Genomic DNA, 16,427 nt, shown 5'->3' with positions numbered 1-16,427 from the left:
GTCCTGCATTGCTAACGCGCGCCCGGCCGGCCCGTGCCGGTCGGCCGCGCGGTCGGTCGTTCAGGCCATCCGTCGCAGGACCGCGTAGGGCAGGCGCGCGAACAGCCGCCCGAAATCGACCGTGCCGCCCTCGTGCGTCGCGCCGGTGACCACGTCGCGCCAGAGCGCGGGCTCGCCGAGATCGCCCGTCGTGCCCGCGAAGGCATCGCCGGACCAGACGGCGTCCGTCGCGAGGCCGGAGACCAGCCGCGGCACGGCCACGAACAGGTCCCCGGCCGCCGGCCCCGCACTGGAGCGGAGATACGCGAGGATGTTGTCCGCCCGCGGACCCCGGGCGGCAATCGCCCGGTAGTCGGCCTCGGCGTAGAAGGCCGGCCGCTCCGCGCGGTCGGCGAGCAGAACCGCCAGCGTCGCCTGCTTCACCCGGCCGTCCGGCCAGTGCGGCAGGAGGTCGGCCGCCGAAGCCGGCTCGGCGAGCGCACGCTCCAGCGCCGGGTAATCGACCGGGCGGCGGTTGTCGGGATCGACGAAGGAGAAGTCCCAGAACTCCGTGCCCTGATAGACATCGGGCAGGCCGGGCAGCGTGCACTTCAGAACCGTGCGGCCGAGGCCTGCGACCATGCCGAGATGGGCGAGCCGCTTGGCGAAGGGCCGGAGCTTTTCCAGGAACTCCGAGCCCGGCGCGATCAGGGCCTCGAACAGCTTGGCGACCGCGCCCTCGTAGGCCGCGTCGACGTTGACCCAGCTCGAGCGGCGCTTGCCCTCGCGCATCGCCTTCTCGGAGTACGCGGTCAGGCGCTTGCGGAAGTCCGCGATCGCGGCAGGCTCGTCGGCGTCGAGCAGCTCGAGCGGCCACGCGCCGAGGATCGCCTGGAAGAACATCCACTGGTCGTTGGTGTCCGGCGCCGGCTCGTCGTCGATGACGGCCACGTGCGGTCCGGCGACGGCGCGCCAGAGGTCCCAGGCGCCGGCCCACTCCTCCGGCATCTCGGAGAAGGCGAGCAGCCGCGTGCGGGCATCCTCGCCGCGCTTGGTGTCGTGCGTCGCCGTGGTGATCATGGCGTTCGGCCAGTCGCGCCCACGGGCCGCCTGAAGCGCATGGAAGTGCTCGGCGTCGAGGCCGTACTCGCCCGGATCGCCGCCGACCTCGTTCAAGCCCAGCAGCATGGCGTAGCGATAGAACAGCGTGTCCTCCAGGCTCTTGGCCATGACCGGGCCGGTGAGCTGCTGGAAGCGGCGGCGGAAGCGCAGCACCACTGACGGCTCGGGACGGCCCGGACCGGAGGTCTCGATCCGTCCGATCAGGGCGGCGGCGGCGAAGTCGTGGACGGAACGGTCCGGCAGCGCGGACCAGCGCTTGGCCTTGGCGACGGCCCCCTCGATCAGCCGGACGTCCTCCGCCTCGACGTCGCCCTCGTCGAGGTCGGCGGGCAGGTAGCTGCGGTAGGTGGGAAAGCGCGCGATGATCTCGATGAGCGCCCGGCGGATCGCGTTGACGGAGAAGTCGCGGGTGCGGCGGTCGGCGTCGGCGATCTCCTTGAGGTCGGTGGTCAGCACCTCCAGTTCGCTCGCGAAGCTGATCTCCAGGATCTCGGCCTTGGCGGCGCGGAGCTGGAAGCCGTAGGGCTCGGTGAAGCCCGTCGCCCACTCGTAGAGGCGCTTGATCTTTCCGCGCTTGCTTTGGTCGACGAGGATGCCGTCGAGGTGGTTGAGCACGTCGTAGCCGGTGGTGCCGGCGACCGGCCAGGGCCTGAGCTTCTCGCCCGGCTCCAGGATCTTCTCGACGACGACGTAGAAGCCCGGCCCGACCGCGGCCTGGAGCGCGCGGGCGTAGCCTTGCGGGTCGGCCAACCCGTCGATGTGGTCGATGCGCAGGCCGTCGATCCGGCCCGCGCGCACGTGGCGGAACACGGTCTCGTGCGAGCGGTGGAAGATGTCGTTCAACTCGACCCGCAGCCCGGCGAGCGAGTTCACGTCGAAGAAGCGGCGGTAGTTGATGTCGCTCGACGCGACGCGCCAGTGCGCGAGGCGATAGGCCTGATTCTCCAGCAGGCGGTGCAGCGGCCCGAAGCTGTCCGGCCGGCCCTTGACGCCGTTGAGCAGCTTCAGGCTCCGTCCGATCGCGGTGCGGATCTCGGGCGAGCCGGCGCAGACGGCGGCGAGCCGCTGCTTGATCCCCTCCGCCTCTTCCGGGAAGCCGACGCGGCGGCCCGCGTCGGTCTCGGCGCCCATGATGCGCAGGCGCTCGGAGATGCCGAGGAGTTCGGCCTGCGCCTCCTCCTCGATCTCGCCGAGCGCCGCGAGCACCCGGTTGAGGATCGTCGGGTAGTCGAGCGGGCGGATCGGGAACTGATGCTCGTAGTGCCACACGCTGAAGGCGCCCGCAGCCGGGTCGAACTTCAGCTCCAGGTGCCCCTGCTCCAGGGCCTCGCCGTAGCGCTCGCCCAGGAACGGGATCACGAGGTTGCGGTTGGCGCCCAGCCGCTCCCAGTCGATGTCGAAGGCGTGCCCGAAGGGCGACAGCGCGCCCCATTCGAGCACCGAGAGCCACCACGGATTGTCGGCGCCGCCGACGCCCATGTGGTTCGGGACGATGTCGAGGAGCAGCTTCAGCCCGTGCGCGCGCAGGGCGTCCGACAGGCGCACGAAGCCGGCCTCGCCCCCGAGTTCCGGGTTGATCGCGCCGTGGTCGACGATGTCGTAGCCGTGGGTCGAGCCCGGGCGCGCCGTCTGAAGCGGCGAGGCGTAGACGTGGCTGATCCCGAGCTTGGCGAGATAAGGAACGATCCGCTCCGCATCCGCGAAGGTGAAGCCTGCGTGGAACTGCAGCCGGTAGGTCGCCCGCGGCGGGGCGGTGGCGAGGCGGGCCGCGCCCGAGCGGGGCCCGCGCTCCTCGGCCGAGAGGGCGGCGGCGAGCTTGGCGAGCGGTCCGCCGGGGGCGGCGATCACCGACAGGTCCCGGTCGAGCTTGCGCCGCCAGTTCGGGTAGCCCTCGGTCGAGCCCGGCACGTTGGCTTGGCTGAGTTCCGAGACGACGTCCTCGTACTGCACGGCGGTCAGCATCGACGGCGCGCGCGCGAGGTAGCGCGCGGCGGCCTCGAACGGGGCTGCGTCCGGCGGCTCGGCGCCCGGCAGGAGCTGCCCGGCGGCCAGCGCCTCGCTGAGGCGGCGGCGCTCGACGACGCGCTCGTTGCGCTCGGCCTCGGCACGCTCCGCATCGTAGAGCCCGAGCGATTGCCGCATGTCGGTGTCGACGCCGCGCCACCAGCCGACGAAGGTCGGCAGGTCGTGCGTGGTGATCGCGGTGAGCGCGTCGCGCGGGTAGGCGTCGGGCGCCTTGAAGCGGCCGTCGTGCTCGCGCTCGAAGGCGAGGATGCGGTAGCTGAGGATGCCGGCCTGCATCAGCGCGTCGGAAAACCCCTCCGGCGCCGTGCCGAGATCCTCGGCGATGACGAGGCACTTGTTGCGGTGGCTCTCCAGCCGCAGCACCGCGAGCATCGGCTCGAACGGCATCGCGACGTAGGCGCCCTCGCGCGCGCTTCGGCCGAGGGGGATCAGGAACAGGCGCGCGAGCTGAAAGGCGTGGTCGATGCGGATCGCGCCGGCGTGGCGCATGTTGGCGCGCACCAGGGCGCGGAAGGCGGCCAGCCCGTCGCGCTCCATCGCCAGCGGATCGAAGGCCGGCAGGCCCCAATCCTGGCCCTTCGGCGCGAGCAGGTCGGGCGGTGCGCCGATCGACACGCCGTCGGCGAAGCGCTCGGGATGCGACCAGATCTCGGAGCCGCCGCGGTCGGCGCCGACGGCGAGGTCGCGGTAGAGGCCGAGCCGCATGCCGGTGTCGAGGGCGGCCGACGCCGCATCGCCGAGTTGGCGGTCTGCCAGGTATTGCAGCCACGCGTGGTAGGCGACGGCCTCGGCGTGCTCCTCCGCGAAGCCTTCGACGGCGTCCGTCCCGGCGCGCCGGAACTCTTCCGGCCAGTCGCCGAGCCACTGCGCGCCCAGCGCCTTGAAGTGCGCCGACAGCGCCTCGAAGGTGGCGTGCGAGCGCAAGGCTTCGCCGCCCTGCTCCCGGAAGGCGCGGAACGCGGGATCGCGGCCTGCGCGGGCCTCCGACTCGTCCCACAGCGCCTGAAGCGCGGGGGAGAGCACGTCCCACACGCCCTGATGGTCGACCAGGGCGGCGTCGCGCAGCGCCGCGATGCGGGACGCCATCGCCGCGAGCAGCGCCTCGGCCTTCGAACCGGCAAAGCCCGGCAGGCTCGATGGTTCGAGGAACAGGGTGTCGAGGAACAGCCGCGACGAGGGCGAGTAGGGCGAGATCTTCGAGCGGTCCGCGCCGAAGAGGGCGTGGACCGGGCTGAGGCCCAGGAACGAGGCGCCGCGCAGGCCCGCGTCGCGGGCGGCGCGACCGGCATCGGCGTAGGTGCCGATGCCGAGGTTGGTCTCCGAGCGCAACCCGTAGAGCTGCGCGGCGAGGCCCCAATCGCTCGCGCCCTCATCGACGTAGGCGCGCGGACGCCAGCAGCGCTGCGGCGCGGCTATGACCCAGGCCTCGGCCCGCGCGTCGCCCAGCGTCGCTGCGAGGTGGTGGTAGCCCGGCGTCAGGGGGGGCAGCTCGAATGCGGGCGCGTCGCCCGAGAGCGTGGCGCGGCCCTCGCGCGTGCCTCCCCGCCCGTCGACGAGGCGCCATGCGAGGTTGCCCGCGCCGCGCACCGGCACGCGGGCACTCCGCCGGGCCTCGACCGGAAGCAGCGGCGGGATCAAGCCACGGCGCAGGGCCTCGACCGCCGCGAGGCTCCCGGCGACCTCGGCATCGCCCTCGACGGCGAAGCCGAGGGCCGCCAGCAGCCCGCGCCGGGTCTCCAGCGGAGTCTCGACCGTCGCGCCGAAGGCGTCGGTGTAGCCGCCGGCGACGCCGACGAGGTCGGCAAGGCGTTCCAGGGCGGCGCTCATCGGACTGCTTCCGTCAGGAAGACGCCCGTCCAGGCGGGCAGGACGCCGCCGCCGAGATCGGGCGCGTTCGTCCAGACGACGCGCCCGTCCGGCGTCGCGACGGCGAAATCCGCGCCGCCCACGTTGGCGACGAAGCGCAGCATGCCGCCCGCGAAGCGCCACGTGCAATCGACCACGTCCGCCCGCGGCAGCCGCGCCTCAGCGCCGCGATAGCCGGACTTGGCGAGGGGCACGACCACGTCGCGGCGCAGCGCCAGCAGGTGCGTGGTCTCGGCCAGCACCTCGCGGTGCGGTGCGCGCTCCCGCTCCGACCAATCCAGCTTCGAGGCTTGGAACGTTCCGGCCTCGGTCGGATCGGGGATCACCGAGGTGTCGTCGGCGAACGCCGCGAAGCTCTTGAACTCCCTGCGGCGGCCCTCGCGCACGGCCTTGTTCAAGTCTGCGTCGGGGGCAAAATCGACGAAGAACAGGAACGGGGTGGAGGCCGACCACTCTTCGCCCATCCAAAGCATCGGGATCTGGGGGCTGAGCAGCAGCCCGGCTCGCGCCAGATCGAGCTTCCTCGGATCGGCAAGCTGGCTCAGGCGCTCGCCCAGCGCCCGGTTGCCGACCTGATCGTGGTTCTGGAGGAAGGTGACGAAGGCCGAGGGCGGCAGGTGCGCCGAGGGTTCGCCGCGGGGATGGCCGCCCAAGGTCTTGAAGGGCTCGCCCTGGTACGCGAAGCCCTCCGACAGGCAGCGTGCGAGATGCTCGACCGGCCTGTCCGAGAAACTCTCGTAGTAGCCGGACGTCTCGCCGGTCAGCAGGACGTGCCAGCAATGGTGCAGGTCGTCCGCCCACTGCGCGTCGTGCATCCGCGGCTTGGCCGCAGCGTCGCGCTCCAGCCAGCGGGCTTGGTTGGCCTCGTTCTCCAGCATCAGGTGGATTTTTCGGTTTGGGAACGTCTCCCGTACGGTTTCGCCGAGCTCGGCCAGGAAGTGCTTCGGGGAATCGTCAAGGATCGCGTGCACCGCGTCGAAGCGCAGGCCGTCGAAATGGTACTCCTCCAGCCAATACAGCGTGTTCTGGATGAAGAACTGCCGCACCGTGTGGCCGCTCTCCTTCCCGTCGAAGTTGATGCCCGCGCCCCAGGGCGTCTGGTGGCGCTCGGTGAAGAAGGTCTTGGCGTAGGCGTGCAGGTAGTTCCCGGCCGGGCCGAAGTGGTTGTAGACCGCGTCGAGGTAGACCATCAGCCCGAGCGCGTGCGCCGCATCGATCAGGCGCTTGAGGTCGTCCGGCCGGCCGTAGGCGGCATCCGGCGCGAACGGCAGGACGCCGTCGTAGCCCCAGTTGCGGGTGCCCTTGAAGTCGGCGAGCGGCAGCAGCTCAATGGCGGTGACGCCGAGCGCCTTCAGGTCGGGTAGGCGCGCCGCAAGCCCGGCATAGGTGCCCTCGGGCGTCGCCGTGCCGATGTGCGTCTCGTAAATCACTGCCTCCTCGAACGGGCGGCCCGTCCACGCGCCGTCGCTCCAGGCGAAGGCTTCAGGATCGATCACCTCGGAGAGACCAGCCACGTCGTCCGGCTGGAAGCGCGAGGCGGGGTCCGGCACCACGAGGTCGCCGTCGATGCGGAAGCCGTAGCGAGCCCCGGCCGCCATGCCGGGCACCGTCACCCGCCGCCAGCCCTCCCCGGCCTCGGGCATCGCGTGCTCGGTGCCGTCGACCACCAGGGTGACATCCTTCGCGGTCGGCGCCCAGAGGGCGAAGCGCACGGCTCCGTCCGCGATCTCGCTGCCGAAGGCCATCGTGTGGGTGCGCCGCATCGGGCCACCTTCCTCGTCGTGGGAGCGGGAGACGTCCGGCCGCGAACGGCCACGCCTGACACAGAAGGCCAGACGCCGCGCTCTTGTTCCCCGTGCGGCTGCGCGGATGCGTTTTGCGCATCCCAACTCCGAACTGCCTTCGGTTTCACGGATCGGGAAGCACTTCGGCGCATCGTGGCCGCGCTTGGAGATGATCGACATGGCTAGGATAAGCGGATCGGCCCGGACGGTATCCACGCTTGGCTTCGGTCGTGCGGATCCGCTCCTGCTCGCCGGGATGCTGGCCCTGTTGTTCGGCACTGCGATCCGATTCGGGATCGGACACGGCCGACCGCTCTGGATCGACGAAACCTTCACCGGCGCCATCGCCGCGCAGGTGGATCTGGCCAGCCTCCTGAGGCAGCTACGGGCCGACGTGAACGCACCCCTCTACTATGTCGTGATGTTCTTGTGGTCGTCCGTCGCGGGCATCTCGAACACGGCCCTGCGCCTTCCGAGCGCGATCTTCGGGACGGTCGCGTGCCTCCTGATCTTCCGTGGCGGTGCCGGGATCGATCGTCGCGTCGCCATGCTGTGGAGCGGTTTCGTCAGTCTCTGGATGCCCGGTCTGCTCTATGGCGGGGAAGCCCGCTGCTACGCGCTCCTCCTCCTCGCATCTACGGCGACGACTCTCGCCTTCGCGGGGCTTCTTGCGACGCCGACCCGACACCGAGCCTGCATCTGGGCAGGTTTCGCGGCGGCGACGATCCTCACCCACTACTTCGCGCTGGTGCTGGTGGTGGCTCAGGGCGCATTGTTCACGATTTTCCATCGTCGGCAGGCGTCGACGATGTTACCGGCGGCGCTTCCGTTCCTGCCGGCCGTCGCCTGGACTGCCTACCACGGTCCCCGGCTCGCCGCGTTCGCGCAGCCCGACGTCGCTTGGTACGAGCCCGTGCGCATAGCCGATCTACCGTCTATCTGGGACTACGTCCTCAACAGCGCCGGTATCGTCGTTCTTCTCGTGATCGCCATCACGGTCGCCCTCTCAAGTCGGTCCCCTGAACAGGAGACGACGGGATCGAATCGGTCTTCCGCATCTCCCAATGCGTCCACGATGCGCGCCGTCTTCGCCGCGTCGCTGATCGGTGCGCTCGGGATGATCGCCCTCGGCATGATGAGGCCGAGCTTCGTTCCACGCTACCTCGTGCCGTTCGTTCCGGGGCTGCTGCTCGGCGTTGCGCTCGCGGCCAACGCGGCGGACCGCGTCAGCGCCTATGCGCCGGTGCTCGTCCTCGTGCTGTTCGGCCTACCGCTCGTCCGTTTGGCGGACTTGCGCGGCACCTCGTTCAACTTCGAGAGGGCTTCGGAGGCGTTGGCCGCCGCCGACGCGACGCGTCTCGTCTTCCTGTGGGACCATCCGAGTTCGCCGGTGCAGGACCCCGGGCAGATGCGCGCGGTCGGCGGCTTCTTCCTCGCGCGGATAGGCCGCCCGGTCGATGTCGTCGCGGTCGCCAACGCTTGGCGCGACGACCCCGAGCCGGCCCTGCTGGCGGCGGCCGGGTCCGATCCCGCGGCCGCGATCCTGTGGGTCTACGACCTCAGCCTGCCCAAGACCGCGGCGATCGCGCATGCTCCACGCATCGCGCGCGATCCTGCCTGGACCTGCCGCGATCACGGTACGGCCCCGTTCGGCGCCCTCCTCTGCGTCCGAGCCCGCCCGGACATCACTCCGGCAGGGTGACGAGCGCGAAGAGGGACAGGCCGATTGCCATGCGGACGCGTCCGATCACGTAGCGCTCGGCCGTGAAGATCGACCGAAGGACCGCGTTGATCGGGCGAGCCGGAACACGATCGTCCTCCGCTGGTCGACCGCTGGCGATCGCGGAGAGACGGCGTACGAGCGCGAGCGGAAACAGCAGGCTGTTGAAGTAGCCGATGCGATCCACCCGCAAGCCGGCGCCGGCGATCGCCCCGGCCAGGGTCCTGCGCGTGTAGCGCCGCTTGTGATGGTGCAGGGTGTCGTGGTGCGACCAGAGCCACGGCAGCGCCGGCACCGTCACCAGGATGCGCCCCTGCGGCTTGAGCTTCCCCCCGAGGGCAGCGAGGCACGCGCGGTCCTCCTCGACGTGCTCGAGCACATCGAGGAGGGCGATCAGGTCGTAGGCGCGGTCCGGAACCGGCAGATCGTAGGGCAGGACGCAGGGCAGGATCGTCAGGCCGGAACGCTGCGCCGCCATGGCGCGGGCGCCGGCATCGAACTCGACCGCGTCGATCTCGCCGAAGGCGGACAGCATGCCGAGGTTCCCGCCCGATCCACAACCGGCCTCCAGGATGCGGACCGGCCCGGCAGGGCTGGAGGTTCCCGCCCGTATCGATGAACGGCCTAGCTCGCGGCGGAGAAGCGCGCTGAGGATGGCGCGTCGACCGGTGAACCACCAGTGTCGCTGCTCGCTCTCGGCCATTCTTGCATAGGCGATCTGGTCCATACGGATCCCTTCTCGATCGGCGAAGCGCCCTCGCCGTTCACGCTGCGAACGAGGTAGAGCGGGCGGCCGCGAACCTCGCCCGCGATCCGGCCGACGTATTCGCCCATAATCCCGAGGGACAGCAGGTTCAGGCCGCCGAGGAACAGGACCGTCACCATGATCGAGGGATAGCCCGGGACCCCATTCCCGGTGACCAAGGTCAGGCCGATGATGAACAGACCGTAGAGGAGCGCGAGTCCCGCCACCGTGATGCCGACGTAAGTCCAGATCCGCAACGGCACCGTGGTCGATCCGGTCAAACCGTCGAGGGCGAAGTTCCAGAGGCGCCAGTATCGCCACTTCGACGTGCCGGTCGTCCGCGGCTCCCGCGCGAAGCGGACCTCCGCCTGACGGAACCCGACCCAGGAGAACAAGCCCTTCATGAAGCGCGAACGCTCGGGCAGCGCGTTCAGGATGTCCACCACCTGCCGGTCCAGCAGGCGGAAATCACCGGCATCTGCTGGAATTCTCCGGTCCGCGATGCGATTGTAGACGCTGTAGAACATTCGCGCACTGAGGCGCTTCAGGTGGGTGTCGGCATCGCGGTCGCAGCGGATGCCGTTGACAACCAAGCCACCTGCCATCCAGAGCGCGACCATCTCCGGGATCACCTCAGGCGGATCCTGGAGGTCCACGTCGATTGGGATGACGGCACTGCCACGGGCATGACGCAGCCCTGCGGCGAGCGCGGCATCCTTCCCAAAATTGCGGGACAGGCTGACGATCTCGATGCCGGGGCGCTCCATCCGAGCGGCGGACAGGACTATCGGCGTCGCATCGGTACTGCCGTCGTCCACGAAGACGATCTCGTAGCCCGTCCCCGGCCCGAGAACGCGGCACGCCGCGTCAAGGGCCGGTGCCGCGCGCGCCAGGAACGGCGCAATGCCGGCCTCCTCGTTCAAGACCGGCACGACGAGCGAGATGAGAATGGGTCTTGACGCAGTCATCACCGGCTCGCTCGGCCGAATGCCGGTGGCGAGAATTAGGAGAGAACTACTAACGTCTTGCTAACATCGCCTTCGGCTACCGCCGCGCCAGTCCGGGCAAGCACCAGGATCGAACGCTCCGCCAAGTGGATCGCCGCACCTCCGCGTATTGGAGGATCGCCGTGTGAGACAGCTCCGACCGGATGCGCGGTGTCGAAGATAGCTCGCCAGGGCCCGCCGATATCAGCGCAGAGCCGAAACAGGCACGGGTCCGCCGCGGCATTGAGGAGCAGAAGCAAGCGATGGTCCTCCGACATGTCGTTGCCGATCTGCATGCCGAAGGTGCGGCGCCCATGGTCGCCCCAGGCGTCGGAATCCATCTCGGCGCCGCAGGGGGAGAGCCAGTGCACGTCGCGCAGCGGCCTGTCCGGATCGACGCGGGTGCCGTCGAAGAAGCGGCGGCGGCGCAGCGCCGGGCGCTCGCGGCGCAGGCGCGTCAGGTTCGCGACGAACTGCCCGAGCGCCGGGTCGGGGTCCGCGCTCCAGTCCATCCAGCTCGTCGGGTTGTCCTGGCAGTAGGCGTTGTTGTTGCCCCCCTGGCTGCGCGAGCGCTCGTCGCCCATCAGCAGCATCGGCACGCCCTGGGCCAGCATGACGGTGGCCAGCAGGTTGCGCTTCTGGCGCGCGCGGACGCCCAGGATCGCGGGATCGTCGGTCGGTCCCTCGACGCCGTAATTGCACGAGACGTTGTGGCCGTGGCCGTCGCGGTTGTCCTCGCCGTTCGCCGCGTTGTGCTTCTCCTCGTAGGCGACCACGTCGGCCAGCGTGTAGCCGTCGTGGGTCGCGGCGAAGTTGATGCTGGCCAGCGGCGAGCGGCCGGACGGCGCGAACACCTCGCGCGAGCCGGTCAATCCTTGCGTCAGCTTGGCGAGCTGGCCCGGATCGCCCCGCCAGAAGCCGCGGGCGGCATCGCGGAACTGGTCGTTCCACTCGCTCCAGCCACGCGGGTAGCCGCCGAGGCGGTAGCCCTCCGCGCCGAGGTCCCAGGGTTCGGCGATCAGCTTCACCTGCGCCAGCACCGGGTCCTGGGCCACCGCCTGGAAGAAGGCGGCCTGCGGCGAGAACGCCATCGGCGAGCGCCCGAGGCTCGACGCGAGATCGAAGCGGAAGCCGGCGATGCCGTAGGCGCCGACCCAGTGGCGCAGCGAATCGAGCACGAGCTGCATCACCCGCGGATGCGCGACGTCCAGCGTGTTGCCGCAGCCGGTGCAGTCGATGTCGCGGCGCGGGTTGTCCGGATCGAGCTTGTAGTAGCTGGCGTTGTCGATGCCGCGGAACGAGAGCGTCGGGCCGGCGTGGCCGGCCTCCGCCGTGTGGTTGTAGACCACGTCGAGCCACGTCTCGATGCCGGCGGCGTTCAGTTCGCGGATCGCGGCCTTGAGGCCGCCGATCCCGCCCTCGCCGAGGTAGCGCGGATCGGGGGCGAAGTAGTTCAGCGGCGAGTAGCCCCAGAAGTTCACGAGCCCCTTCTCGACGAGGAAGCGGTCGTCGGCGAACGCCTGGATCGGCAGCAGTTCGAGCGCGGTGACGCCGAGCTTCCACAGGTGCTCGACGATGGCCGGGTGGGCGAGCGCCGCGTAGGTGCCGCGCTCAGGTTCCGGCACGTCCGGATGGGTCATCGTCAGCGCCTTGACGTGCGCCTCGTAGATCACCGTCTCGGTGAGCGGCCGCCGGATCGGCTTGAGCGCGAGGTCCGGCACCTCCGGCGCGGTGACCACGGCCTTGGGCATGTAGACCGCGCTGTCGCGGCGATCGATCTGGTCCTCCCGCTGGAGGCTGCGGCGGTGGCCGTAGAGGGCATCGTGCCAGCGGATGCGGCCGCGGATCTCGCGGGCGTAGGGGTCGAGGACGAGCTTCGAGGGGTTGAAGCGGTGGCCGCGGCCCGGGTCCCACGACCCGTGCACCCGATAGCCGTAGAGCTGGCCCGGCAGGACGCCGCGGAGGTAGCCGTGCCAGATGTCGTCGCTGCGGCAGGGCAGCCGGATCGTGCGGCTCTCGTGCCGCTCGCCGGCCTCGAACAGGCAGAGGTCGACGGCGGTGGCGTGCTCGGAGAACAGCGCGAAGTTGACGCCGCGCCCGTCGAAGTGCGCGCCCAGCGGCGCCGGGACGCCATCGTCGACGGCGATCATGCCAGGGCGGTTTCGCGCGCCGCGCCGATTACTCCGCGGCGGCGGCGGCGGCGGTCGGCGGCTCCCGCTCGATCGTGCGGAAGTTCTCGAGTTCGGAGAGGAAGTTGCGCGCCCACCAATCCACGTCCTCGCGGGTCATGCGTTCGACCATGGGCTTCCACCGCTCGAGGCGTTCGCCGCGCGGCATGTAGAGCGCGGTGCGGATCGCCTCGGCCACCTCGAAGCGGTCGTAGGGGTTGACCAGGAGCGCCTCCGGCAATTGCCGTGCCGCGCCGGCGAACTTCGACAGGACCAGCACGCCCGGATCGTCCTCGCTCTGGGCGACGACGTACTCCTTGGCCACGAGGTTCATGCCGTCTCGCATCGGCGTGACGAGGCCGACGCGGGCGGCGCGGTAGAGGCCGGCCAGCACGGGCCTCGGATAGGCCTTGGTGACGTACTGGATCGGGGTCCAGGCCGGGTCGCCGAGCGAGCCGTTGATCTCGCCCACCGTCTCGTTCACGTCCCGCGAGAGCTGCTCGTACTCCGGCACCTCGCTGCGGGATTTCGGCGTGATCTGGATGTAGGTGACGTTGCCGCGCTGGTCCGGGTTCGAGGCGAAGAAGCGCTCGACCGCCTCCATCCGCTCCGGCACGCCCTTGGAATAGTCGAGCCGGTCGACGCCGATCAGCAGCTTGCGGGTGCGCAGGCCCGCCATCGTCTCCCGCACGACCTTGTTGGAGCCGGCCTTCTCGGCCGCCTCCTTGAAGCCGGCGACGTCGATGCCGATCGGGAAGCTGCGGATGCGGGTGCGGCGCCCGTCGACCATCAGCGAGCCGCCGCCCAGGGGGATCGCACGGAGGGTGTCGATCAGGTTGCGCGTCAGGTTCTGCACGTCCGGGTCGGTCTGGAGGCCGATCAGGTCGTAGTCGGCGATGGCGCGCAGCAGGTCGTTGCTCGCGGGAAGCGTGTTGAACACGTCGGCGGCCGGCCACGGGATGTGGTGGAAGTAGCCGATCGGGTTCGCCAGCCCCAGGCCCCTCAATTCCGCCGCCAGCGGCAGCAGGTGGTAGTCGTGCACCCAGATGATGTCGTCGGGCTCGACGAGCTTGGCGAGCGCGCGGGCGAAGATGCGGTTGACGCGGCTGTAGCCCGAGTAATCCGACCGCGAGAACGCCCCGAGCCCGAGGCGGTAGTGCATGATCGGCCACAGGGCGCGGTTGGCGAAGCCGGCGTAGTATTCCTTGTGATCCTGCGGCGAGAGGTCGACGACCGCGTACCGGATGCGGTCCCGCTCGATCAGGGTCGGCTCCTCCGAGGGCTCGTCGGCGATGGTGCCGCTCCAGCCGAACCAGAGGCCCTCGTAGGCGGTGAACGCTTCCTTGACGGCGACGGCGAGGCCGCCGGCGGCAACCGCCTTGCCGTCCTCTTCCGGAACCGCCACGCGGTTCGATACGATCACAAGGCGTGCCACGCAGGTGGGCTCCGGATCCTCGGCGCACAGGCACCTGCACGCTTATGTCGACGTTTCTTGTGCAAGAACGCGCGGAAGCCGGGCGCGATCCGTTGCGGTCAGCCAAGCGCGAATGACGGCTGTCGGTCAAGACATCCTTTTCACGGGCCACGCCGAAGATCCGCAGGCTTGTGCCTAAGCCCGGCCCCGCGATCCCGCGTGCGACCCGCCCCGTGACCGGAGGAAGGGGTACCGCGCCGCGCCTGAACGGCGGCTGAGCTTGAGCACCGCCGCAGGTCGCCGGAACCTCGGCGGAACCGGCGACCGCCCGCGATGTTACCCAGCCGACACAACCCCCCATGCATCGCCCTGCGCGCGAAGGAATCCCGACGATGGCCGCGTCCGACATCCCCCATCCGACCATGCCTCCGGACGCAGGCGCGACGTTGGCCGACGAGAAGGCCGATTGGCGCGGGCTCAAGAAGGACGTCGACGGCCTCGCCGACGTAGCGACCGAGCGCGGCCGCGGTCTCCTGGACGCGGCCCGCGTCCAGGCGCAGAGCTTCGTCGAGAGCCGGAAGGGCGACGCGGCCCAGTCGGTCCACGACCTCGCCAAGACGCTGCGGGACTCCAGCAAGGAGTTCGAGGACCGGCCGAACATCAAGGCGTTCTTCGACAGCGCGGCCGACGGCCTGACCCAGCTCGGCGGGTCGATCGAGGCGCGCAGCTTCAGCGACTTCTACGGCGAGGCCGAGGCCTTCGCCCGCCGCGCGCCGGTGGCCGTCGCGGTCGGCACCTTCGTGGCCGGCTTCATCGCCGCCCGCTTCATCAAGTCGTCGAGCCTGCCCATCGAGGGTGACGCCCGCGACAGCTTCCGCGCCTGAGCCGCCCGATGTCGAACGGACCCCAGACCCCTCCGCCCGCCGCCGGCAGCATCCAGAGCCTGATCGGCGATGCCCTGCGCGAGACGAACGATCTCGCGCGCAAGGAGATCGCCCTGTTCCGCGCCGAGATGGCGCGCAACGTCCGGTCGCTCATCATCGGCATCGTCTGCCTGATGGCGTCCGCCGTGTTCTCCGTGGTCGCCCTGCTGATCCTGATCGGCGCCTTCGTGAAGTGGCTGGCCACCATCGTCGGGTCGGAGTGGCTGTCGGCGCTGATCGTGGGCGGCGTGCTCCTCGTGGTGGCGATCGGCATGGCCCTGTGGGGGCGGAGCGCCCTCTCGTTCGCGACGCTCACGCCTACCCGCACCGGCCGGCAGGTCCGCCAGGACGCCCGCGCCCTTTCCGAGAGAGTGTCCGGATGACTTCGATGAACGAGATGGAGCGCGACATCGAGGCGAGCCGCGCTCGCCTCGACGAGACGATCGACCGTATTCAAGGCCGGCTCTCGGTCTCCAGCTTGGTCGACGAGATGCTCGGCAGCGCCCGGCGCACGCCGCTGAGCGGGACCTACGACGGCGCCCTCGAAGCGGTCCGGCGCAACCCCGTTCCCGTGATGCTGATCGCGGCAGGCGTCGGCTGGCTGCTGCATCGCGTGTCGCAGGACGCGCAGCGGCGCCGGACCCAGGTCGCGGCCGAGCGCGTGCCGGTGCTGAACGACGGCGTGGCGCGCGCCTACGATCCCGACCGTCCCACCCGTCAGCCCAAGCGGTTGCTGGCGGAAGAGACCCAGGTCTGACCCGTTCGCCCGTCGCACTCCGCGCGGGCGCCGGGGTCGACCGCAGCCCAGTTCGAGTCCAGAGGATCACGCGATGAGCGACACGAGCAAGACCGGGAAGACGTTGCCCGAAGAAATTGCGGCGGCTGCCGGCATGCCGGCCGGCAAGGCCGCAGGGGATGTCGGGACCGGCGGCGTAGGCCACTCAGGCCTCGTCGACCTCGACCCGCTGGACAAGGCCTCCGACTTCAGCCTGAAGCCCGATCCCCTCGGCGCTCACGATCCGATCGGCCGTCCCGACCGTGCGGCTCCTGCACCGTCGGCCGGCGGTAAGCCGGATTTTGCCGGCTTGTCCGAAAGCGCACAGGCCGCAGCCGGGCGTGCTGCCGATCGCGTGGCCGACCTCGCCGGATCGGCCCAGGAGCGCGCCTCCGCGCTCGCCGACGACGTGCGGGACCGGCTCAGCGGCGCAGCCGATGCCGGACGGGCCCGCACATCGGAAGCCTTGGACGGGGCGAAGACCTGGGTTTCCGGCGTGCACCAGGAGCACATGCGGCGGATCGACGACGCGGTGGTGCGCAGCAGCGACGGGTTCAACCGGAGCCGCACCGCGGTCGAGCAGTTCGTCTCCGAGAATCCCCTGCTCGTCGGCGTCGTCGGCGTGGCGGCGGGCCTCCTGCTCGGCGCGCTCCTGCCGCGCACGCGTCAGGAGGATCGCAGCATCGGCCCCTACGCCGACGAGGTGCGCGACCAGGGGCTGCGCTACGCCCGCGAGTTCACGAGCCGCGGCCGTGAGTTCGTCGAGACTGCGCTCGATCCCGACAACATCCAGGCTGCCGCTCAGAAGGCCGCTTCAAACTAGCCGCGGCTACGGGGATGGAGCCTGCACCGCTCACGCTCCTGAGACCGGTCGCGTAATCCTCAGCCTCCCGGAGCGGCATCCACAGGGTACCCGCCCT

The 16,427-nt window shown here is 70.4% G+C and carries 11 protein-coding genes; 5 read left to right on the top strand and 6 right to left on the bottom strand.

The window, feature by feature from the left end; genetic code table 11:
• Window positions 1-60 precede the first annotated feature (60 nt).
• Both ACFE8Y_RS10690 and treZ read right to left on the bottom strand, forming a co-directional pair.
• Window positions 61-4,953, bottom strand: a complete 4,893-nt coding sequence (locus tag ACFE8Y_RS10690; RefSeq protein WP_375464367.1) for a malto-oligosyltrehalose synthase — start codon at window positions 4,951-4,953, stop codon at window positions 61-63.
• A complete protein-coding gene (gene treZ / locus ACFE8Y_RS10685; RefSeq protein ID WP_375464366.1) occupies window positions 4,950-6,755 on the bottom strand; it encodes a malto-oligosyltrehalose trehalohydrolase in 1,806 nt (601 codons plus the stop codon). The genes ACFE8Y_RS10690 and treZ overlap by 4 nt, the downstream gene beginning before the upstream one ends.
• 106 nt (window positions 6,756-6,861) lie before the next feature.
• Here treZ and ACFE8Y_RS10680 point away from each other — a divergent pair, with 106 nt between their 5' ends.
• Window positions 6,862-8,478, top strand: a complete 1,617-nt coding sequence (locus ACFE8Y_RS10680; RefSeq protein WP_375464365.1) for a hypothetical protein — start codon at window positions 6,862-6,864, stop codon at window positions 8,476-8,478.
• Here ACFE8Y_RS10680 and ACFE8Y_RS10675 read toward each other — a convergent pair.
• Genes ACFE8Y_RS10675 through ACFE8Y_RS10660 form a run of 4 tightly spaced genes read right to left on the bottom strand, consistent with a single transcriptional unit; the run spans window position 8,462 to window position 13,830 of the window.
• A complete protein-coding gene (locus ACFE8Y_RS10675; protein ID WP_375464364.1) occupies window positions 8,462-9,199 on the bottom strand; it encodes a class I SAM-dependent methyltransferase in 738 nt (245 codons plus the stop codon). The genes ACFE8Y_RS10680 and ACFE8Y_RS10675 overlap by 17 nt on opposite strands.
• Entirely contained in the window at window positions 9,121-10,209 is a 1,089-nt protein-coding gene (locus tag ACFE8Y_RS10670) for a glycosyltransferase family 2 protein (protein ID WP_375464363.1), read from the bottom strand. The genes ACFE8Y_RS10675 and ACFE8Y_RS10670 overlap by 79 nt, the downstream gene beginning before the upstream one ends.
• 35 nt (window positions 10,210-10,244) lie before the next feature.
• The gene (gene glgX, locus ACFE8Y_RS10665; RefSeq protein WP_375464362.1) at window positions 10,245-12,377 is read right to left on the bottom strand and encodes a glycogen debranching protein GlgX; all 2,133 of its coding nucleotides are present in this window, start codon (window positions 12,375-12,377) and stop codon (window positions 10,245-10,247) included.
• A gap of 28 nt (window positions 12,378-12,405) precedes the next feature.
• A complete protein-coding gene (locus ACFE8Y_RS10660) occupies window positions 12,406-13,830 on the bottom strand; it encodes a trehalose-6-phosphate synthase (protein ID WP_375464361.1) in 1,425 nt (474 codons plus the stop codon).
• A gap of 371 nt (window positions 13,831-14,201) precedes the next feature.
• Between ACFE8Y_RS10660 and ACFE8Y_RS10655 the strand changes: the two genes are divergently transcribed.
• From ACFE8Y_RS10655 to ACFE8Y_RS10640, 4 genes are all read left to right on the top strand, one after another.
• Window positions 14,202-14,693, top strand: coding sequence for a hypothetical protein (locus ACFE8Y_RS10655; protein ID WP_375464360.1), 492 nt, complete (start codon window positions 14,202-14,204; stop codon window positions 14,691-14,693).
• Window positions 14,694-14,701: 8 nt separating this feature from the next.
• Window positions 14,702-15,115, top strand: coding sequence for a phage holin family protein (locus tag ACFE8Y_RS10650; RefSeq protein ID WP_375464359.1), 414 nt, complete (start codon window positions 14,702-14,704; stop codon window positions 15,113-15,115).
• Complete coding sequence (locus tag ACFE8Y_RS10645) at window positions 15,112-15,489, top strand: DUF3618 domain-containing protein (RefSeq protein ID WP_375464358.1); 378 nt, start codon at window positions 15,112-15,114, stop codon at window positions 15,487-15,489. Before ACFE8Y_RS10650 ends, ACFE8Y_RS10645 begins: the two co-directional genes overlap by 4 nt.
• Before the next feature lie 73 nt (window positions 15,490-15,562).
• Window positions 15,563-16,330 carry a hypothetical protein gene (locus ACFE8Y_RS10640; RefSeq protein WP_375464357.1) on the top strand — a complete coding sequence of 256 codons (768 nt, stop codon included), beginning with the start codon at window positions 15,563-15,565 and terminating at the stop codon, window positions 16,328-16,330.
• Window positions 16,331-16,427 lie beyond the last annotated feature (97 nt).

The sequence above is a fragment of the uncultured Methylobacterium sp. genome, from assembly GCF_964242245.1.
Lineage (GTDB): Bacteria > Pseudomonadota > Alphaproteobacteria > Rhizobiales > Beijerinckiaceae > Methylobacterium.
This window is presented reverse-complemented; position numbering and strand designations above follow the sequence as displayed.